Below are 21,230 nucleotides of genomic sequence, written 5' to 3'. Positions count from 1 at the left end.
GGCTCCCGCCGGTTGAAATGGCGTTCGATTTTTATACTGTTCTTTTGATCTTGATCCCGAACCCCGAATTACCCGGGGATAAGTGCCGGGAGTTTCCTGTACTGCCTGGATTCAACTTTTAACTTTTTCCCTATACCTCAAGTGCTTTTGCTAAGTTTGCAGCATGAAGAGCAAATTGGTTATCTACAATACATTAACCAGGACAAAAGAAAATTTTACGCCCATTAATCCTCCTTTTGTAGGATTGTACGTTTGTGGCCCGACCGTTTACAGCGACGTGCATCTGGGTAACTGCCGCACTTTTGTTTCGTTCGATTTAATTTATCGTTATTTACTGCACTTAGGATATAAAGTAAGGTATGTAAGAAACATTACCGATGCCGGCCACCTGGAAGGCGACCAGGACGAGGGTGATGATAAATTTTCAAAAAAAGCACGCCTGGAGCAAGTAGAGCCAATGGAAATTGTGCAACGCTATACGCTGGGGTTTCATCACATTATGCAACTGTTCAATGTGCTGCCACCAAGCATTGAGCCTACCGCAACCGGGCATATTGCCGAGCAGATAGAGATGGTAAAAACCATCATGAACAACGGCTATGCGTACGAAGTAAACGGAACGGTTTACTTTGATGTTGAAAAGTACAGCAAAAGTCACAACTACACTGTATTGACCAATCGTCAGTTGGAAGATCTTTTAGCCAACACCCGCGATCTGGGCGGACAGGATGAAAAGCACGGCCGGTTGGATTTTGCCTTATGGATAAAAGCCAAGCCGGAGCATATCATGCGCTGGCCGTCGCCCTGGGGATGGGGCTTTCCGGGCTGGCATATTGAATGTTCGGCCATGAGCAGCAAATACCTGGGCGATACGTTCGACATTCACGGAGGCGGTATGGACCTGGCGGCAACGCATCATACCAATGAGATCGCTCAATCGCAGGCATGCCATCATGTGCAGCCGGCAAGATATTGGGTACATACCAATATGCTTACGGTAAACGGTGCACGTATGTCTAAATCGGCAGGTAACGGATTTCTGCCACAGGAGCTGTTTACCGGTAATCATCCTTTGTTAGAACGCGGCTATTCGCCCATGACAGTACGTTTTTTTATGCTTCAGGCGCATTACCGCAGTACGCTTGATTTTTCTAACGAGGCGCTCGATGCTTCGGATAAAGGATACAAACGGCTGATGAACGCCATTGCCCTGCTTGATAAGCTAACGCCTGCTGCAACATCCGATTTTGATATCACCAATATCCGCGAACGCTGCTACCAGGCCATGAACGACGATTTTAACAGTCCGGTACTTATTGCCGAGCTGTTTGAAGCTGTGCGCATTATCAACACCGTTTACGATGGTAAAGGTTCATTAGACCAGCAAAACCTGGATATGCTGAAAACCCTGATCCGGGATTTTGTATTCGATGTGTTGGGCCTTACAGAGGAAGTGGCTCAAACTGATGATTTTGGCAAACTGATGGATTTCATTATCCGTTTACGGCTGGATGCAAAAAACAACAAAGATTATGCAACATCTGATAAGATACGGCTTCAGCTGCAGGAATTAGGCATCCAGCTAAAAGACAGCAAGGAAGGCACTACCTGGAGCAAAGTATAATTAATCGGATAAAATAACGTTTATTAAAAATTCCGAATCCTGAAACCGTTCGGAATTTTCTATTTTCACCTTTGAAACATCGCTAACATATTCAAATGAAGAAAAGCATCTGCGCTGCCATATTCCTGTTATTACACATTGCCGGCCAGCCACTCAGGGCCCAGGTTAAAACCGATAAGGTGGGTCAGCTGGTAGCGGCAGAAAATTATTTTATGGTGCTTGCCAAAGAAAAAGGATTTGACAAAGCCTTTTTTAAGCTGGCACTGGAGGATGCGGTTGTTTTCAGGCCAAACCCTGTAAACGGAATAACCTATTATAAAAATAACCCTGAGAAGGGAATACTGAGCTGGGAGCCTGCCTTTGCCAAAATATCCAAAAGTGACGACTGGGGATTTACTTCGGGGCCATATACCTACCGGGATACCACGCAACACGATGCCGTATACTACGGCGAATACCTTTCTGTATGGAAAAAAAACGACAAAGGGGTATGGAAGCTGGCGCTGGATGCCGGTATATCGCATAAGAAACCGGTGAAAGACCCACAGCTTACTTTTTTAAACCCGACCGGCGAAAAATTTATGCACCAGCGCAGCGAAGCACGGCTGCAGCAACGTGAAGATATTGTTTTCAGCAGCGATAAGCTGTATGCTACTATCCTGAAAGCTGATAACAGCATTGCTTACAATGAGTTTTTAACCGACGAAGTCCACCTGCTTTTCCCGGGTTACGAACCCATTATCGGTAAAAAAGCAGTCAAAGCGTTCTGGGCAAAACAAGGCGTTAAGCTCACTTCCGAGCCTGTTAAAGCCGACCGGGCGTATAGCGGCGAGCTGGCGTTTACCTACGGAAACGCCATAACTACTAAAAACGGCATTAACACCTCGTATAATTATATTCGTGTTTGGGAATTACAGCCCGGTTATAAATGGTACACCGTGCTTGAAATGTATATTCCTGTAAAATAAAGTTGAGGCAAACAAACGTTAATCTTTACCGTTTTAATTAAAAAACCTTAACACGATGACTCCAAAACATTCTTACGAAACACTTTCTGAAGCCGCAGACGATTTAAAAAACCGCGGTTACACTTACAATTTTCATTTTGAAGATACCTGCCTGGTGTGCGGCGCTCTCGGACAGCAATTCAACCCCGAAGATCTAAAGATCACCCATGTATACCGCTTTGAAGGTATGTCTGACCCGGAAGATAATTCGGTGCTTTACGCCATAGAAAGCAAACAAGGTCACAAAGGTCTTTTAATAGATGCTTACGGCGCTTATTCTGATGAGCATAAGACCGCGTTCCTGAGCAATATCGCGGTGGAGGAAGACTAAAAAAGCTTATAGTTCATGGTTCATAGCTTATAGTGTACGCGAACGAAGCTGGAGCTTCGCCCGATCAGGATTGGTGGCTCTTATGCAAAACTTGGCTTTAGCTAGGGCTTGTGCGGTTTTGCAAATGTGCCACCAAACGGGGCGATTCCTATAAAGTTAGTCCTCGATTAAAGTCTGCAATGTTTACGGCTGGAATTGTAGCTAAAATTGCGGTCACGTTTTGATTGTGTCCAAGCTGAACTGCGTGATTTGTCGCAAGGTATTCAATATACTCATTACAGTTAATTCTGTGCACGATATTATTCACCCCTGCTGAAAAGGCGTTACTGAAATAGGCTGGAAAACTTGCGATATTTTTATAACAATGAATTCTACCTTCACTTCCCCAAGCACCTTGATTTTCATTGTGTTCCCAATGAATTGAGGTTGTCCCATCATTTTTTGAAAGAAATCCAAGTGCTTCAAAAAAATCATTGTCTGATGCAAATTGAATTTGCTGTTTTGTTCCAAAAGTGTGTTGTGCCATATTTTATGTTTTTATAAGTCGTTATAAATTGTTGCTAATTCCGTTTTAATTTGTCTGAAAGTTAAATCAGTTTTTAAATCTTGTTCAAGTCCTGTGTTTATGCAATAAACGAAAGATTCCTTTCTGTAATAGAGTTCGTTTTTTTTCAATGATTTTTCAATGCTGTCTGATTTTGCAAGTAAGCAAACAAGTTGATAATCGCGATTTATCGCATCTGTCTTGTTGTTCGGGTGTGCTTTTGTGTAATGTTGCGTTGCTGTTAGTTTAATTAAGTTTTCCAAGTAATGAGCAAGTTGTGGAAATTTGCTCTTCGGGAAAATGTGATGAACTTGTGTTGCATCTCCATTTGCCCATTGGTCTTTGACTTCGCTTTCAGAATACATTTTCTTTATTTGGTTCATTGCTTTTTGAACCAAATAAGCATTAAACGCAGTATCAGGTAATACGTTTTGTTCGCTTTCTGCATTTGCTTCTTGTCGTGAAATGGTTTTGTCTTTTGATAAATCACGCCAATTTTTTCGATTATACATTAAGTCTGTATAGTAAAATTCATTCTCTGACATTCGCCCTTTGATTGAACCCGGCAAATTGTTTTCGCAAGCGTAGATGTTTAGTAATTTTGGATAAATACGTTTTACTTCAACTTCTCCGTTAATTGCAGTATTTCCGATAATGAATTTAATAAAACGCTTTTGCAAATCTTCAAAATCTGTCTGTGTTAAATTACCCTTTTCATATTTGTTTTTGTAAACTTCAAAAAATTTGAGCAAACCACTATCTGATAAAACTTTTACAAAGTATTGGTAAAGAAAATTGTAAGCGTTTCGGTCTTTCAACGATATGTATTCTAACACAGATAAATTGGCAATTTTATAATAGTTTTTAGTTCCACGCTTATCAATGTCCAATACTCCCGCATATGCCAAAAGTCTTAAAGGTTGCTGAATAAACTTGTCGTATTCGCTTCGTGTTGTTGGATTGGTAGCAGAAGGTTTATTGAATATTGCTTTTACGTTTTTGATGAAATATTGAGAATCCCAAATGTCTTGCACGATGAACTCTTTTTGGGGTTCGTTTTCTCTTAAATTCAAAACACAGTCAGCAATTATACAAACAACATCTGGTGTGCATTTCTGGTCCATAAATCTTGCATCATTGGTAAGTCTGATGTCATAGTTTTTGCTTTTAAGCAACTTTTCAATTTCTGTCATTTATTCAATATTTTTTAAGAGTCCGAAGAAAAAAACGGAATTATTATCAATGTTAAGTGAACGTGTGCCATAATTACGTGCAACACGATAGAACTTCTCAAATTCTTTCGTTCCGTAATATTCTAAATCTTTTTCTGTCGGAAGTCGGCTTCCGTTTTTCAAAGTTAATAAAGCAACTGAGCCGTCAGTAATTGTATTCTTCGGTAAAAAACTCGCTCTTGGATAATATGTGAGGTTTGGAATCATAACAACATCTTCACGATTGAGAAATTTGGCGACAGCCAAATTTTCTGTATCGTCAATATAACAGTCGTAGTTTTCTAATTCCTTAACTTCGTTATTACCAATATTGCGAGATTTCAACACCCTGTATTTCCCATTGTCTTTTGTGATTTGCTTGGTAATTTGTCTGTCTCTAAAACTCTGAAAAATATCAAATTTTAGTTTTTCTGAAATTTGGTCAAATTCTTCATTTCTGTATATCAGCCAATACGGAAACTTGTCAGACATTAAATAATCTTTTTGCTTTTCTTCTAATGTTTCCGTGATGTAACTTTCAATTAAAATATTTTCACTTTGTTTTTTTGATGAAGTATCAAGTAAAAAACTAATTGTTTCAATCTTAACGCCCTTAAACCCCTTTTCGCCATAATCGCAAATTTTCAAAAGGTTTTGTTCTTTCAAAATTTCTCTTGTAATATTAAATTCGGGCGAATTGATTAGGCTTTTAGGAACAATTAGGGAAACGAAATTTCCTAATGTAATTGCTTTTTCAATAAAGAACGAGAACAGGTTATTTGTTTCATTGTTTTTTGCATTGAATCTGTAAAGCGACAACAATTCTTGGTTGTTCGTTAGCTTTTTATAAGGCGGATTTCCTACGACAATATCATACTTTACATTGAAACTGTGAGTAAGGAAGTCTGCATTGATGAAATTGAATTTAAATTTTTTAGGTAGCTTCAATTTGGCTAAAATATTTTTCAGCACAACAAAAGAATTGTTGTCAATATCTACAAGGTCAAAAATTACTTCGTCTTTGTCTTCGTATTTCTCAACCAACAGCGGAATGAAATTGCCAATACCAACCGAAGGTTCTAAAATTCTGATTTTCTTTTTTCCTTTAAGTTCGGGCAAATCCTTTACAACGGAAAACGCAATATCTTTCCGTGTGAAAAATGCTGAATTTTCTTGACGGCTTGAATTTGCATATTCCGCTATTTGATAAATGTTTTCAAGACCTAACTTGGAAAAATCAGAATTGATGAACGAAAGCAAATTTTGTGTTTCGTTCAATTTTTCTTTTTTAATTACGTTGTTGATTTCGGTTGTTGAAAGAAATTTTTGACTTAAAACATCACTTATTCTTTTTGCAATGTTGCTAAAAACGCCTGTCGGAACTGCTTCGCCAATGCAATGTCTAATGTTTAATTCTTCTTTCTTCAAAAATACTTTCTTTTCAAGTAAACTCATTTTATTCAACTTGTCTGTTGATTGATTTGTCCATTGAAAAGTTGAAGGAATACTCATCATCAGCATTAGCTCTCTAATGCTGAAAACTCTATTTTCTGCTGGGTGAACAGTATTTTGGCTTGACAAAATATCGTTTCTCGTATGAACACACGGGCCTTCTTTGTCCCAATACCAACGTGCATATTTGTCGCCATTTTTACTTTCGTTGATTACAATTTTTCCGTCTTTAATTTGGTGTGGTATTCTGTCTTTTTCGGTATTCTGAAACGCAGATTGTCCTTCTTTTAAATTCTCAATCCAACGCAACATTTTTGCATCGTATTCACGAAACGAGTGAAAAATATCGGTTTCCGATATTTTTCCCATTTCGTTTATTTCTTCTAAACCTGCAAAAAGTTTTCGTAGCGTTTTTGGTTTTTGTTTTTCGGGAAAAATGTCAAACGGACTAATGTTCTGAATGTCTTTGCGAACGCCTATTACAAGAGTCCTTGTTCTGCTTGAATGCGAACCGTAATCTTTGAAGTTTATAATTTTGAAAAGTATGTTGTAATGTCCACCTAAATTTATTCTTATTGCTTCTTCAATCGTTTTTTCTATTCCGTCAATGTCCGTGCAAGTTGTATTCAAAAACGCCCTTACGTTTTCAAAAATGAAAATTTTTGGATTGACTTCTTTTGTAATTTTGATTGATTCTACAACTAAAGAATTTCTTGTCAATTCTTGATTTTTTTTGTGGTTTGCTACAGACATTCCTTGACAGGGTGGCGTAGCCACAATTACATCAGGTTCTGAAATTTTATATTCTGTTTGCCATTTTTTGATTTCAGCAAACAATTTATTTTTGGTTTCTTTTGTAGAAATATCTCCATCTATATAGCCTGTGTCGTATTTACACTTGTTGTTGAACGCTTGAATCTTCAAGCGCTTTGTAAGTATTTCATTTGTAGCAATGCATTCAAAACCGTTTTGTTTGAAGCCGTAACAACCAACTCCCGCACTGCTGAATAAACTTATATATGTCAATGGTTTGTTCATAGTTTAGAATTTTATTTCGGCTTGTTTTACATTTATACTTTTTAGATAGTTTACTTTTTCTTCTGCAACAATCAATGTTTCGGGTGAACAGTTGTATTGATACATTTTCTTAGCGAATTGGTCGCCAAAATATTCTGTTTTCAGTTCGTCAATGTTAAGGTTAAAAGCTATCGCTAATTTGTCTAAACGCTTCTCGTCAAATTCACGTTTACCGTTCTCAATTTTGCTCAAATTCGCTGAGTCAAGGTCAAGTTGTGACGCAAGTTGTGTTAATGTTAAACCTTTGTCTGTCCGTAACTGTCTGATATATTCGCCAAAAGTTGCTTTCATTTGCTTGTAAAAATTAACTTGTCAACAGATGACAAATTTAGCTAAGTTTTTTAGTCTGGCAAATTATTCTCACATTTTTTGTTAGAAATAGTCGGGGTGGTGGGTTGGCTTTGGTGCGGTTGGGCAAAATAAAATGTGCTGCAATTTGTGTCGGCTTGAGTGTTAGGTTGCAGCTCTTTTTATTTTGCGAAGCGTTGGCGCATTTTGCCTATCGGTTTACAGTTGGGTTTCTGTTGGTTGTGTCGTCTTTTAGCATGACCGGTAACTGCGAGCTTTGCGTAAAAATCTTTGTGTCCTCTGCGTGAAAAAATTCCACGCCAAGGGCAGACAACAAGAGAATATCGGTCAACAACAAACGAACAATTGCACAGTACTTTAGCTTGCACCCAGCTTCTGCGTGGTAGCTGTAGGCGGCGGCGATTTCTTTAATTTTTTCTCGCCTAAGATCCAGCTTGTTTTACGCGATGGCTGCAGCTTGGTATGATTGGCTTCCGCATCATTGGTGATGTGGTCTATCGCTTCTTCAGCCAGGTTGATAAATAATATTCTATTCAGAATGGCCACATATAAAAATTTAACATGCTCTTAGTGTAAAGTCAAAATAGTTTATCTTTAAGGGGTCAAACGAATTACTCATGTCCTTTAACGAAAACCCGAGCGTTAAAATTCCGGCGATATTGCATTTAATACGATCAGGGTATCAGTATATCCTTTTAGGCCAGCAGAATTGTAGAGTAGCTACCAATATTTTCGAGAAGATTTTTGTGGAATTTGAAAAAGCTTAAAACGGAATAGCTATGCACCCAAAAGACATTCTGTTATTCAATACCACTGACCAAAAAGTGAATGTCTCTGTTTATTTCCAAAACGGCACATTTTGGCTGACACAAAAAGCGATGGCCGAATTATTCGGTGTAAATGTGCCTGCTGTAAGCAAACACCTGAAAAATATTTTTGAGACTAAGGAACTCGATCAGACTTCAGCTATTTCCATTTTGGAAACAACTGCTGCTGATGGAAAAAATTATGCTACCAAATTCTACCGTTTGGAAGCCATCCTTGCGGTTGGTTATCGTGTAAACTCTGCACAGGCAACAGATTTCAGAAAATGGGCTACGCAAACGCTTAATGAATTTATTATCAAAGGTTTTGTTATAGATGATGAACGATTAAAACAAGGGAAACATTTCGGGCAGGATTATTTTGATGAATTGCTTGAGCGCATACGGGAGATACGAGCCAGCGAGCGTAGATTTTATCAGAAAATTACCGACTTGTATGCGCTCAGTACTGATTATGATAAAGACAGCGTACAAACCCGTGATTTCTTTGCAATGGTACAGAACAAACTGCATTGGGCAATTACCGGAAGAACAGCAGCCGAAATTATCTATACCGAAGCAGATGCTACTAAACTGTATATGGGACTGAAAACCTGGAAGGATGCTCCTGATGGTAAAATTCAGAAAAGCGATGTGTCTGTAGCTAAAAACTATTTATCTCATCAGCATATAGCAGAACTGAACCGCATTGTTTCCGCCTATCTGGATCTGGCAGAAAACAATGCACAGCGGGGCATAGCCTTCAATATGCAGCAATGGGCAAAGTTTCTGGATGGCTTCCTGGAACTTTCCAGCTATCCGATTTTAAGAGATAAAGGAAAAATAACCATGCTGGAAGCCAAATTAAAGGCAGAAAGTGAGTTTGAGAAATTCCGGGTAATCCAGGATCAAACTTATGAAAGCGATTTTGATAAATTGGTAAAGAAAACGAGGAATAAATAAAAAAGCGAGATATAAGTATGGGATTTGAATTTACAAGGCCTTTATAAATGAAAGAAAACCCCAGAGATCAGACAATATTGAAGTTAGGAAAATGATAGTTTACTAAATATCCCAAGGTGAGGTCTGCAAAAGCAGCCTTTATCTTTAGCTTGCACCCAACTCCTGCGTGGTAGCTGTGGGCGGCGGCGATTTCTTTAATTTTTTCTCGCCTAAGATCCAGCTTGTTTTACGCGATGGCTGCAGCTTGGTATGATTGGCTTCCGCATAAGTGGTAATGTGGTCTATCGCTTCTTCAATAGAGTCTGTAAACAGTATCAGGTGCATATCCTCTTCGCTGATGGTTTTTTCCCTGGCCATAGTCGCGATATGCTCCTCAATGGTTTTGTGGAATTCCCTGCCCATAACCACGATCGGGAAACGGTCAATTTTACCTGTTTGTATCAGGGTTACTGTTTCAAAAAATTCATCTAACGTGCCAAAACCTCCGGGGAAGATGACAAAAGCAAAAGAATATTTCCGTAAGAGCTCTTTCCGCACAAAGAAATAGCCCAGGGTAACATATTTATCCAGGTACGGGTTATGTTTTTGTTCATGGGGCAGTACGATATTGCAACCAATAGAAAGCCCGTCGGCATCCTTGGCACCCCGGTTCGCGGCCTCCATAATTCCCGGTCCGCCACCGGTCATGATAGCGAAATCCAGTTGGGCCAGTTCTTTGGAAAGCTCCCTTGCCATCATATAATACGGATGATCTTCCTTGAAACGGGCAGAGCCGAAAACGGTGATACAGGGACCGATAAAGTGCAGCGTACGAAAGCCTGTTATAAACTGCATCATTACACCGCCTACGTATTTTAATTCTTTCCATCTGGCTCGAGGGCCCTCTAAAAACTTTTGTTCTTCCTTAAAAAAGATATTACTCATGAGCTTGTTTATGATTAGCTGCGTATCAGAAAATCGGGCTTAAAATAAATGCTTTTAATGATATAATTACCGGATGTGTAGATAAAATTACAACCAGCGGAAACAATATCCTGCGTTAAAACAGCGCAATGGATCCATGCCTTCAATTGCAAACCGGTAATCTAACATCGTAAATCACGATACGATTCCCTATTTTTGCGCTTCAAAAACTTTTAGATCATGAGTAACAGAGGGCCAATATCCCAATTTATTGAAAAAAACTACCTGCATTTTAATGCTGCCGCACTGGTAGATGCAGCCAAAGCTTATGAGGCACACCTGGATGAAAACGGTAAAATGATGATCACCCTGGCCGGAGCTATGAGTACTGCCGAATTGGGCATATCGCTGGCAGAAATGATCCGGCAGGATAAAGTTTCTATCATTTCATGCACCGGTGCTAACCTTGAAGAAGATATTATGAACCTGGTGGCTCACTCGCACTATAAACGTGTTCCGCATTACCGCGATCTGAGTCCGCAGGATGAATGGGATCTGTTAGAGAACCATTACAACCGGGTAACCGATACTTGTATACCCGAAGAAGAAGCCTTCAGGCGTTTGCAAAAACATATATATAAGGTATGGAAGGATGCCGATAGCAATAACGAACGTTATTTTCCGCATGAGTTCATGTATAAGATCCTGCTAAGCGGCGAGCTGGAGCAATATTATGAGATTGATCGCAAAAATTCGTGGATGCTGGCTGCGGCCGAGAAAAATCTGCCCATTGTAGTACCTGGCTGGGAAGATTCTACTATGGGCAATATCTTCGCGTCGTACGTAATAAAAGGCGAAATAAAAGCTACCACCATGAAAAGCGGGGTAGAATATATGGCCTGGCTTGCCGACTGGTATGTTAAGAACAGTGAGGGCAAAGGAATCGGGTTTTTCCAGATAGGCGGTGGCATCGCGGGCGATTTCCCGATTTGCGTTGTGCCGATGCTGTACCAGGATATGGAAATGGAAAACATTCCGTTCTGGAGCTATTTTTGCCAGATATCAGACTCAACAACTTCGTACGGGTCTTATTCGGGAGCCGTTCCCAATGAAAAAATAACCTGGGGTAAGCTGGATATCAACACGCCAAAGTTTATTGTAGAATCTGATGCTACCATTGTTGCGCCTCTTATTTTTGCCTGGATACTGAAACAATAATAAAATTGTTTTAGTAATACAAACCGCTGTAAAAGGCGTTTAGACATTTAATGGGCGAAAAGTGGCTTCAGTTTATTATGAAGCCACTTTTTTATTTAGTTTAGAACGATTATAAATTATTAATTACGGTCATTAAAATGTCAGGCATAGCCGAATTAATTATACTTTTGTCAACCGAAATGCAAAGCAGATGTAAATCAGCCCGCTTTTCGTAAAAATTTCAATTAAAAATAGAATAAAGCATTCAATATGAGTCAACTCTCATTGTTTTTTAGAAGTGTTGTAAAATCTTTACTCTTATTTCTATTATTAAATTTTGTTGCAGTTTCGGTAACGAATGCGCAAAGCGCAACCGAAGGGGCAGCATTATTTAAGCAAAAATGTACGTCGTGCCACGCCCTGAACCAGAAAGTGGTTGGCCCGGCATTGAAGGGTGTTAATGATCGTCACCCCGAAGCATTTCTGTTGAAATGGATTAAGAACTCACAGGCATTGATCGCATCGGGCGATCCGGCTGCTAAGAAATTGTTTGAAGAAAACAATAAGGTAGCCATGACACCATTCCCTGAGCTTACTGATGATAACATCAAGAGCATTCTTGCTTATATTAAGGAAGAAGGCGATAAGCCTGCCGCTCCTGCAGGAGGCGCCGCTGCCGCCAACGGCGAAGCTGGTGCTGCCGCACAGGAAGGTGTAAGCGATGTGATGCTGGGAGGCTTGGTGCTGGTTATCATCATTGCCCTGTTTGTGGTAGTGGTGCTTGGCCGGGTATCTAAAAACCTGGATCGCCTGCTGCTTAAGAAACAAGGTATAGAAGTTGAGGAAGAAGTAGCGGAAGAGAATGCATCCGTTAAGTTCAAACGCCTGCTTAAGAATAAGAAGTTTGTATTCTTTGTAATTATCCTGGTGGTGATATTCTTAGGTTCGGCAGGCTGGATGGGCATGTGGAACACCGGTGTTCATACAGGTTATCAGCCGGTACAGCCTATTAAATTCTCGCACCAGCTGCATGCCGGTATCAATAAAATAGACTGTCAGTACTGTCATACCGGTGCATATAGCTCAAAGAATGCATCTATACCATCGCTGAACGTATGTATGAACTGCCACGATTATGTAACAGCATCAGACAAATACAACGGTCAGATCTCGCCGGAGATACAAAAAATATACACCGCATTAGATTATAACCCTGATACACGTCAATACGGCACCAATCAAAAACCTATTGAATGGGTGCGTATCCACAACCTTCCCGACTTTGCATATTTCAACCACTCTCAGCACGTAAAAGTTGCCGGAATACGTTGTCAGAAATGTCACGGTCCTATCCAGACCATGGAAGAAGTGTACCAGTATTCACCTTTAACCATGAAATGGTGTATCAATTGTCATAAAGCAACCGAAGTTAACCACAAAGGCAATGCTTATTATGACAAGCTGATCGCTGCTCATGATAAGATCAAGAAAGGTGAGAAAATTACGGCCGCTGTGCTGGGTGGAACAGAGTGTGGTAAGTGCCATTATTAATAGTTAAAAGAACGTACAATTACAGTTATATAAGGCTTAAATGGAAAGCAATAAAAAATACTGGAAAGGTTTAGAAGAGTTACATCAGACACCTGAATTTGTTGAATCCAATAAGAATGAATTTGCGGAAGAATTACCAATAGAAAAGGTGTTGAGCGAAGGAGGATTAAACACAGTTACTCCCCGCCGTGATTTTCTGAAAGCACTGGGTTTCGGACTTGGAGCCGTATCACTGGCAGCATGCCAGCGTACACCCGTGCATAAATCCATTCCGTATCTGGTAAAACCCGAAGAAGTTATTCCGGGCATACCTAATTATTACGTATCAAGTTATAAAGGTCAGAGTATCCTGGTAAAAACCCGCGAAGGCCGTCCGATCAAAATTGAAGGTAACCCGTCAGGATTATTAGGAAACGGTGGTACAGATGCGCAGGCTCAGGCCTCTGTGTTAGACCTGTACGATGTTTCTAAACTTCAGGATCCGCAATTAAACGGCTCAAAAGCTACCTGGGACAAAGTAGACAGCTTTGTGAAAGGCGAATTGAGCAAAGTACAGGCAGGTGGTAAAAAGATCCGTATCATATCATCAACCGTAAACAGCCCGTCAACCAAAGCGGTTATTGCCGATTTTACAGCGCAATACCCCAATACAAAACACATTAATATAGATGCGGTATCGTATACCGGTATTATCAAAGCTAACGAGAATAGCTTCGGTAAAGCCGTTTTACCCCGTTACCGTTTTGATAAGGCCGATGTCATTGTAAGCTTCGGTGCCGATTTCCTGGGAACCTGGATCACCCCTGAAGAATACACCAAACAATACGTTAGCAACCGGAATGCAAAATCGCTGGCTAACAAAAAAATGTCGCGGCATATCCAGTTCGAAACCGGTATGAGCCTTACAGGTACAAATGCCGATTCACGTGTCCCTGTAAAACCTTCAGAGCAGGGATTGGCGCTTATCGCCTTGTATAATGCCGTAACAGGCACTGTTTTGCCGGGTACACAACCTTTGGCAAATACCGTAGCCGATAAGGTAGTTAAGCTGGCTGCTAAAGAGCTGGTTAACGCAAAAGGCCGTGCACTGGTAGTTTCAGGTTCAAATGATGTTTCTATCCAGATACTGGTAAACGCTATCAATGCCGCGTTAGGCAGCTACGGCGCTACTATCGATTTAGACAATCCATCTTATCAATATGCAGGTAACGATGCCGAGTTTGCCGAATTCATCAACGAGATGAGCCGTGGCGAAGTTGGCGCTGTATTTTTCCTGGATACCAATCCCGCTTACGATTATTTTGATAGCAAGGCATTTACCGAAGCGCTTAAAAAAGTAGACTTACGCGTGTCATTCGCTGACCGTGAAGATGAAACCGCTTCGTTATGTAACGTAATCGCTATCAATCACAATTACCTGGAATCATGGGGTGATGAAAATGCCTTCGAAGGATATTACACCGTTGTGCAGCCTGCCATTAATCCGGTTTATAATTCCCGCCAGGCAGAAGAAAGCCTGCTTACCTGGGCCGATGCCCCGGTGAAAGATTACTACCAGTATGTACGCAACAACTGGGAGCGTACCGTATTGGCACAAACCGGTCAGACCTGGAGAGGCCTGTTGCAAAAAGGCTTTATTTACACTGGCGAAAAACCTGCCGGAGCATATTCATTTAATTTGTCGCTTGCAGCGGTTGTAAGTACTATTGTTAGTCAAAGTAAAGAGCTTGCCAAAGATATAGAGCTTCATGTTTATGAAGGTTCTGCTATCCGCGATGGCCGCTATGCAAATAATGCATATTTACAGGAGCTGCCTGATCCGGTATCAAAAGTTACCTGGGATAACTATGCTGCCATTGCCCCGAAATATGCCGAGAAACTTGGACTTTCGCAGTTTGACCTGATAGAAATCAAAGATTCAAAAGGATATTCGGTTGTATTACCCGTATTAATCCAGCCCGGACAGGCGCAGGGAACAGTTTCTATAGCTTTAGGTTATGGTCGTACCAAAGCCGGTAAGGCCGGAAACGGCGTAGGACAAAATGCTTATCCGTTCACAAGCCTGGTAAATGGTACCAAACGCTATACCTCTACGGTTACCTTCAACAAAACCGGCGATACCCATGAGCTGGCGCAAACGCAGACACACCATTCTATAGAAGGACGTAACGTTATCCGCGAAACCACCTTTAAAGAATACCTGAAAAACCCTGCCGCAGGTTCAGGGAAACGCACCGATACCAAAGAATTCGATCTGTGGTACGATTACGAAAAGCCCGGCCAGAACTGGGTAATGGCTATCGATCTGAATGCCTGTACCGGTTGCGGAGCCTGTATTGTAGCTTGTAACGTAGAAAATAATATTCCTGTTGTAGGACGCGATGAAGTACGTCGCCGCCGTGAGATGCACTGGATACGCATTGACCGTTACTACAGCTTTGAGGAAGACGGAAAATCGGTTACCGAAGAAGGCGAGATCGCCCGTATGGAAAACCTGGACAATGTAAAGGTTGTACACCAGCCTATGCTTTGCCAGCATTGCGACCACGCACCATGCGAAACCGTATGCCCGGTACTGGCAACCGTACACTCATCAGACGGGTTGAACTACATGGCGTATAACCGTTGCGTAGGAACACGTTACTGTGCAAACAACTGTCCGTACAAAGTACGTCGCTTTAACTGGTTTAACTACTGGAACGATTCACGCTTTGATAACTACCTGAATAACGAGTTTACCCAGCTGCTGCTTAATCCTGATGTTACGCCGCGTTCGCGAGGTGTAATGGAAAAATGCTCGATGTGTATCCAGCGAATACAAGCCGGTAAGCTTCAGGCGAAGATGGATAAACGTGTGTTGAAAGACGGCGATATTAAGATGGCCTGTCAGCAGGCATGTACTGCAGGCGCTATTATTTTCGGCGATCTGAATGATCCTGAATCTGAAGTAGCAAAAGCCCTGAAGAGCGAGCGCACCTATTATGTACTGGAAGAAATTGGTACACAGCCGGGCATTGGCTACCAGGTAAAAGTTAGAAATACAGTAGAGGCTTAATATTAAACATAGAATAGAATATGTCATCACATAAGGAATCAATATTAAGAGAGCCATTAATTACCGGCGAGAATATTACTTATGCGCAAATCACGCGGGAGGTTCTTATTCCCGTTGAGAACAAACCTAATAAAGCATGGTGGATAGGCTTTGGTATTGCTGCCACTTTTGCCCTGGTATGGGTTTGTGCAGTCAGCTATACGTTCTGGACAGGTATTGGGGCCTGGGGCTTGAATAAAACTGTTGGCTGGGCCTGGGATATTACCGGTTTCGTATGGTGGGTAGGTATTGGTCACGCTGGTACGCTGATATCGGCCATCTTGTTACTTTTCCGCCAGAACTGGCGAAACTCTATCAACCGTTCTGCCGAGGCCATGACCATCTTTGCCGTAATTTGTGCCGCCACCTACGTGGTATCGCACATGGGGCGTCCCTGGCTGGCATACTGGCCGTTGCCGCTTCCTAACCAGTTCGGTTCATTGTGGGTTAACTTTAACTCGCCGCTGGTTTGGGACGTATTTGCTATCTCTACGTATTTCTCCGTATCGTTAGTATTCTGGTACACCGGTCTTTTGCCTGATATTGCCTCTATCCGCGACCGTGCTACCGGTCTTCGCCGCCGTATCTATTCCATATTTTCTTTCGGATGGAACGGTTCGGTAAAAACCTGGCAACGTTTTGAAGCAGTGTGTTTAATCCTGGCCGGTGTAGCTACACCGTTGGTATTATCAGTGCACACTATCGTATCTATGGACTTTGCAACTTCGCTGGAACCGGGATGGCATACTACCATTTTCCCGCCATATTTCGTTGCGGGTGCTATCTTCTCGGGCTTTGCTATGGTGCAAACGCTTATGCTCATTGTACGTAAGGTAATGGGCTTTGAGAACTATATCACCATGTTTCATATCGAATCGATGAACAAAATTATCCTGGTAACAGGTTCAATTGTAGGTATAGCTTATCTTACCGAGTTCTTTATTGCCTATTACTCTGGCAGTGAATATGAGCAATATACTTTCCTGAACCGCTTTACCGGTCCGTACTGGTGGGCAGGCTGTATGATGTACGGCTGTAACGTACTGATGACGCAGCTGATGTGGTTTAAAAAGATACGGACAAACATCCGTATTTCATGGGTGCTGTCTATCGTGGTAAATATCGGGATGTGGTTTGAGCGTTTCGTAATTATCGTTATCTCATTGCATCGTGATTACCTGCCATCAAGCTGGGCCATGTTTTACCCGTCTATTGTGGATGTGTGCGTGTTTGTAGGTTCTATCGGTTTGTTTTTCACCTTGTTCCTGTTATTCCTTCGAGTATTACCGTCTATCGCTATGGCAGAAGTTAAGCTGCTGCTGAAGAGCTCAAGCGACCAGTCTAAACAAAAGCTGATCCGCGAAGGCAAGGTAGAAAAAGAATATGCTGAGTTTTACCAGGAGTCGTTAAAGAAATTTGACAGCGTTTCAGAAGTAGAAACCGTTTAGCGTAAATTAAAAATGAGCAATACAAAATATATTTTAGGTCATTTTGAAGATCCCGATGATATGATGCACGGGATAGAGCAGCTGCAAAAGAACAACATCAGCATTTATGATGTGTTTACGCCGATGCCGATACATGGTATTGAAGAAAAATTGGGTGTTAAGCGCTCAAGGCTTCCGATTGTTGCGTTTCTTTTCGGTATAACCGGTACATGTTTCGCATTTGGTCTGATGTACTACTGTTTGGTTTACGACTGGCCCATGAATATCGGCGGTAAACCGGCTTTTGCTATGCCCGATTTTATTCCGATCATGTTTGAGCTTACGGTGCTTTTTGCATCATACGGAATGTGTTTTACATTCTTTTTCAGAAACCATTTGTTCCCGGGACGTGCACCTCGTGTAATGGACCTCAGGGCAACAGACGATCGTTTCATTATCGCTATTAATGCGAAGCATAATCCGTACCCTGAAAAAATCGATAATTTATTAAAAGAAGCAGGTGCTGTAGAAATTAAGCACAATGAAAGAAAATATGTTAGTTATGAATAAGCTCAGAATAATAAGCGCTGCTTTTTTCGCTGTAGCAGCTATTGCTATCGTGTCTTCTTGTTCTGATAAGCGTAGTACAGGTTTGGAATATGCCCGTAACATGTACGACCCGATTGGTTATAATCCGGACCAGCCTAATAAGAATTTTAAAAATGGTATGACCGCTCAGCTACCTCCGCCGCACACTGTGCCTGTAGGTTTTGATGAGCCGGCAGAAGACTATCCGAATACACTGGAAGGTTATGAAGCAGCAGGCAAGAACCTGAAAAATCCGTTGCCGGCAGACAGCGCCAACCTGTATGATGGTAAGATGTTGTTTTTGAAGATGTGCTCACACTGTCACGGCTTAACCGGACAAGGTGATGGCTCTATCGTACAACGCGGCAAATTTCCGGCTCCGCCATCGTATTCAAAAGGTAATTCATCTCGCGGCGGCGCTATGAAAGACCTTACCGATGGAAAGATATTCCATACCATAACTTACGGTGTAAACCTGATGGGGCCTCACCGTTATCAGCTTACACCGTCAGAACGCTGGAAAATTGTTCTGTACGTACATGAATTACAAAAATTACAGTAAACCGCTATAAAACAGATGGGAACTCATAATCATACTCATAATTTCACTGAACGCTTTGACTTTTCAGGAAAGCCCAAAACCTGGAGTTTAATAGCCATCGTTATTGGTGTACTTGCAATTGCCTATGGTTTTTTAACACACCATACCGAGCGCACATTTGCTAACCTGTTATTGATGGGGTATTATTTTGCCTGCGTATGTGCTGCCGGGGCATTCTTCCTGGCCATACAATATGTTGCCCAGGCCGGTTGGGCCACCGGTTTATTGCGTATTCCGCAGGCAATGGCCCGGGTACTGCCGGTAGCTTCAATCATATTAATTATTATCTGTGCATCAGGTTTAGCTACGCATGAACTATATCACCACTGGCATGCCGACGGCATAACAGATCCAAACAGCCCGAACTATGATGCTATCATAGCCGGTAAGTCAGGTTACCTGAACGTGCCCTTCTTTATGATACGCCTGGTTGGCTTCCTGGCTTTATATAGCTTCTTTGCAGTAACGCTGGCTAAGCTTTCTGTTAATGAAGACCTGGAAGGCGGTTTAAGTTCGTATAAGAAATCATTCAAATACTCGGTATTCTTCCTGGTGATATTTGGATTTACAACACCGCTGTGGGCATTTGATACCATCATGTCGCTGGAAGCGCACTGGTTCTCTACCATGTTTGGCTGGTACAACTTTGCAGCGATGTGGGTTAGCGGTTTATGCGTGATCACGATAATTGCCATTTTGCTGAAAAGAAGCGGATACATGTCGTGGATCAATGAAAACCACCTGCATGATCTGGGTAAGTTTATATTTGCGTTCTCTATTTTCTGGACTTACGTTTGGTTTGCCCAGTTCTTACTGATCTACTATGCGAACATGCCCGAGGAAACCGTTTATTTTTACAAAAGATGGGAACCTGAGTATAAACCCTGGTTTTGGTTAAACCTCATTATTAACTTTGTATCGCCGGTGCTGATATTAATGACCCGTGATGCAAAACGCCGTGAGACCACGTTACTTTTTGTAGCCATATTATTACTTTGTGGTCACTGGCTGGATTATTACATTATGATCATGCCCGGCACAGTAGGTGCAGAACGGACATTCGGCATTGTAGAAATTGGAACAGCCTTAGGTTTTGCCGGATTATTCAGCCTGTTAACACTTAATGCATTAAGTAAACATTCACTGATTCCGGTTAAGCATCCGTTCCTTGAAGAGAGTTTGCACCATCATATATAAGCTTATACACGTATTGACGATAAAAAAATGGGTTTGAGAAATTTATTTAAGATAAAGCCAATTTTAGCATTGCTGGTTGTTTGTATGCTGGCAGTTAAGGCGCCGGTGTATGCACAGGCCACCGATTCAACTTCTGTTTCGAATACTGCTGCAACAGACAGTGCTGTTAGTAATAATTCGTCGGCTTCATTAGCTGCGCAACAGCCTGCCATATCTACCGATGTAGATACCATGATGTTATCGTGGACAGGTGGTGGTGTAGACGCTCCAAAACCTGAGGTAGATCATTCCGAAACATACAAAACTGCCGCTTACTACACCTTGTTGTTCATTTTGTTCTGTGTTTTCCTGGCCATTATTGGTAAGGCCATGAAGGTTTATGAGCAAACCAACGAAGTGCAGGGCAAGAAGAAAAAATACAATGCCAATATTATTCAGAGTGTGCTGATGGGTATTGCCCTGGTAGCAGGATTATACGGTGCTTACTGGTCGTTAAAAGTGCAGGGAGCAATGAGTGTGCATGAATCTGCTTCGGTGCACGGTATACGCCTTGACCAGATGTTTACCATAACATCGATAATTACATTGATCGTATTTTTCATTACCCAGTTCCTGTTATTTGGCTTTGCTATTAAATACCGTGGCCGGGAAAAACGTAAAGCATATTATTACCCGCATAATAACGCGATAGAGCGTTTATGGACCATTGTTCCGGCGGTAGTGCTGGCAATCCTGGTACTTTACGGGTTTATAACCTGGCGCAGCATTACCAATGTGCCCGAAGCTGAGCAGAAAAAAGCCATCAGCATGGAAGTAACCGGCGAGCAGTTTAAATGGAATATCCGTTATGCAGGAGCCGATAACCAGTTAGGTGTTAAAAATTACAAGCTGATCACCCCTACCAACTCATTAGGTATCAATTTCAAAGATCAGCATAGCTGGGACGATAAACTGGGCGGCGAAATTGTACTGCCGGTTAACAAGCCTGTACGTGTTACTGTAAATTCAAAAGATATTATACACAGTTTTTATATCCCGGCGTTTAAAGTACAGATCAATGCTGTTCCGGGTATGCCTACCTACTTCCAGTTTACGCCACGCTTTACTACAGCAGAAATGCGGGTAAAGATGAAAAACCCGACGTATGACTATATCCTGCTTTGTGCTAAAATATGTGGTGCCGGTCACTACAACATGCAGGCTAAAGTTACCGTTGTATCAGAAAAAGAATATGAGGAATGGTTGGCTAAGCAACCGCTGTTTTATAACGACGATGTAAAGAAAGAGCTTCAGATGGCATCGAAAGAAGCAGCAAGTGAAGAGAATAATAAAATTGCGTTAAAATAATTTT

At 41.5% G+C, this 21,230-nt stretch carries 18 protein-coding genes; 12 read left to right on the top strand and 6 right to left on the bottom strand.

Annotated elements, in window-relative coordinates; genetic code table 11:
- Nucleotides 1-163: 163 nt before the first annotated feature.
- The 3 genes from cysS (at nt 164) to FW774_RS00240 (ending at nt 2,962) form a co-directional block, all read left to right on the top strand.
- On the top strand, nt 164-1,624 hold the full coding sequence (gene cysS / locus FW774_RS00250) for a cysteine--tRNA ligase (protein WP_149346164.1): 1,461 nt from the start codon (nt 164-166) through the stop codon (nt 1,622-1,624).
- Between the two features lie 95 nt (nt 1,625-1,719).
- Nucleotides 1,720-2,592, top strand: coding sequence for a DUF4440 domain-containing protein (locus FW774_RS00245; RefSeq protein WP_149346163.1), 873 nt, complete (start codon nt 1,720-1,722; stop codon nt 2,590-2,592).
- 55 nt (nt 2,593-2,647) lie between these two features.
- Nucleotides 2,648-2,962 carry a phosphoribosylpyrophosphate synthetase gene (locus FW774_RS00240; RefSeq protein ID WP_149346162.1) on the top strand — a complete coding sequence of 105 codons (315 nt, stop codon included), beginning with the start codon at nt 2,648-2,650 and terminating at the stop codon, nt 2,960-2,962.
- Between the two features lie 148 nt (nt 2,963-3,110).
- On the opposite strand, the gene FW774_RS00235 is transcribed toward FW774_RS00240, so the two are convergent.
- The 5 genes from FW774_RS00235 to FW774_RS00215 all read right to left on the bottom strand — a co-directional run bounded on the left by FW774_RS00235 (nt 3,111) and on the right by FW774_RS00215 (nt 8,101).
- Nucleotides 3,111-3,488, bottom strand: coding sequence for a hypothetical protein (locus tag FW774_RS00235; protein ID WP_149346161.1), 378 nt, complete (start codon nt 3,486-3,488; stop codon nt 3,111-3,113).
- 11 nt (nt 3,489-3,499) lie between these two features.
- Nucleotides 3,500-4,699, bottom strand: coding sequence for a hypothetical protein (locus FW774_RS00230; protein ID WP_149346160.1), 1,200 nt, complete (start codon nt 4,697-4,699; stop codon nt 3,500-3,502).
- Entirely contained in the window at nt 4,700-7,207 is a 2,508-nt protein-coding gene (locus FW774_RS00225) for a DNA cytosine methyltransferase (RefSeq protein ID WP_149346159.1), read from the bottom strand. It abuts the gene before it with no gap.
- 3 nt (nt 7,208-7,210) lie between these two features.
- The gene (locus FW774_RS00220; RefSeq protein ID WP_149346158.1) at nt 7,211-7,537 is read right to left on the bottom strand and encodes a helix-turn-helix domain-containing protein; all 327 of its coding nucleotides are present in this window, start codon (nt 7,535-7,537) and stop codon (nt 7,211-7,213) included.
- A gap of 375 nt (nt 7,538-7,912) precedes the next feature.
- Nucleotides 7,913-8,101 (bottom strand): hypothetical protein, encoded by a 189-nt coding sequence (locus FW774_RS00215; RefSeq protein ID WP_149346157.1) that lies wholly within the window; start codon nt 8,099-8,101, stop codon nt 7,913-7,915.
- 233 nt (nt 8,102-8,334) lie between these two features.
- Here FW774_RS00215 and FW774_RS00210 point away from each other — a divergent pair, with 233 nt between their 5' ends.
- On the top strand, nt 8,335-9,321 hold the full coding sequence (locus tag FW774_RS00210; RefSeq protein WP_149346156.1) for a virulence RhuM family protein: 987 nt from the start codon (nt 8,335-8,337) through the stop codon (nt 9,319-9,321).
- Between the two features lie 144 nt (nt 9,322-9,465).
- Here FW774_RS00210 and FW774_RS00205 read toward each other — a convergent pair whose 3' ends face one another.
- Complete coding sequence (locus tag FW774_RS00205; RefSeq protein WP_149346155.1) at nt 9,466-10,245, bottom strand: TIGR00730 family Rossman fold protein; 780 nt, start codon at nt 10,243-10,245, stop codon at nt 9,466-9,468.
- Between the two features lie 219 nt (nt 10,246-10,464).
- On the opposite strand from FW774_RS00205, the gene FW774_RS00200 reads away from it, so the two are divergent.
- The 8 genes from FW774_RS00200 to FW774_RS00165 all read left to right on the top strand — a co-directional run bounded on the left by FW774_RS00200 (nt 10,465) and on the right by FW774_RS00165 (nt 21,226).
- The gene (locus FW774_RS00200; protein WP_149346154.1) at nt 10,465-11,442 is read left to right on the top strand and encodes a deoxyhypusine synthase family protein; all 978 of its coding nucleotides are present in this window, start codon (nt 10,465-10,467) and stop codon (nt 11,440-11,442) included.
- Nucleotides 11,443-11,691: 249 nt separating this feature from the next.
- Nucleotides 11,692-12,972 (top strand): c-type cytochrome, encoded by a 1,281-nt coding sequence (locus FW774_RS00195; protein WP_149346153.1) that lies wholly within the window; start codon nt 11,692-11,694, stop codon nt 12,970-12,972.
- A 40-nt stretch (nt 12,973-13,012) separates the two neighbouring features.
- Complete coding sequence (locus tag FW774_RS00190) at nt 13,013-16,027, top strand: TAT-variant-translocated molybdopterin oxidoreductase (protein WP_149346152.1); 3,015 nt, start codon at nt 13,013-13,015, stop codon at nt 16,025-16,027.
- 20 nt (nt 16,028-16,047) lie between these two features.
- Nucleotides 16,048-17,514 (top strand): NrfD/PsrC family molybdoenzyme membrane anchor subunit, encoded by a 1,467-nt coding sequence (gene nrfD / locus FW774_RS00185; protein WP_149346151.1) that lies wholly within the window; start codon nt 16,048-16,050, stop codon nt 17,512-17,514.
- Between the two features lie 12 nt (nt 17,515-17,526).
- Nucleotides 17,527-18,063 carry a DUF3341 domain-containing protein gene (locus FW774_RS00180; RefSeq protein ID WP_149346150.1) on the top strand — a complete coding sequence of 179 codons (537 nt, stop codon included), beginning with the start codon at nt 17,527-17,529 and terminating at the stop codon, nt 18,061-18,063.
- Nucleotides 18,056-18,643, top strand: coding sequence for a cytochrome c (locus FW774_RS00175; RefSeq protein ID WP_317132747.1), 588 nt, complete (start codon nt 18,056-18,058; stop codon nt 18,641-18,643). The genes FW774_RS00180 and FW774_RS00175 overlap by 8 nt, the downstream gene beginning before the upstream one ends.
- Before the next feature lie 15 nt (nt 18,644-18,658).
- Entirely contained in the window at nt 18,659-19,879 is a 1,221-nt protein-coding gene (locus FW774_RS00170; RefSeq protein ID WP_149346148.1) for a quinol:cytochrome C oxidoreductase, read from the top strand.
- A 27-nt stretch (nt 19,880-19,906) separates the two neighbouring features.
- The gene (locus FW774_RS00165) at nt 19,907-21,226 is read left to right on the top strand and encodes a cytochrome c oxidase subunit II (RefSeq protein ID WP_149346147.1); all 1,320 of its coding nucleotides are present in this window, start codon (nt 19,907-19,909) and stop codon (nt 21,224-21,226) included.
- The last annotated feature ends 4 nt before the right edge of the window (nt 21,227-21,230 follow it).

This window comes from Pedobacter sp. BS3 (assembly GCF_008274585.1).
Taxonomy (GTDB): Bacteria; Bacteroidota; Bacteroidia; order Sphingobacteriales; family Sphingobacteriaceae; genus Hufsiella_A.
The sequence above is the reverse complement of the archived record's forward strand: the minus strand, read 5'-3'. Positions and strand labels throughout refer to the sequence as shown.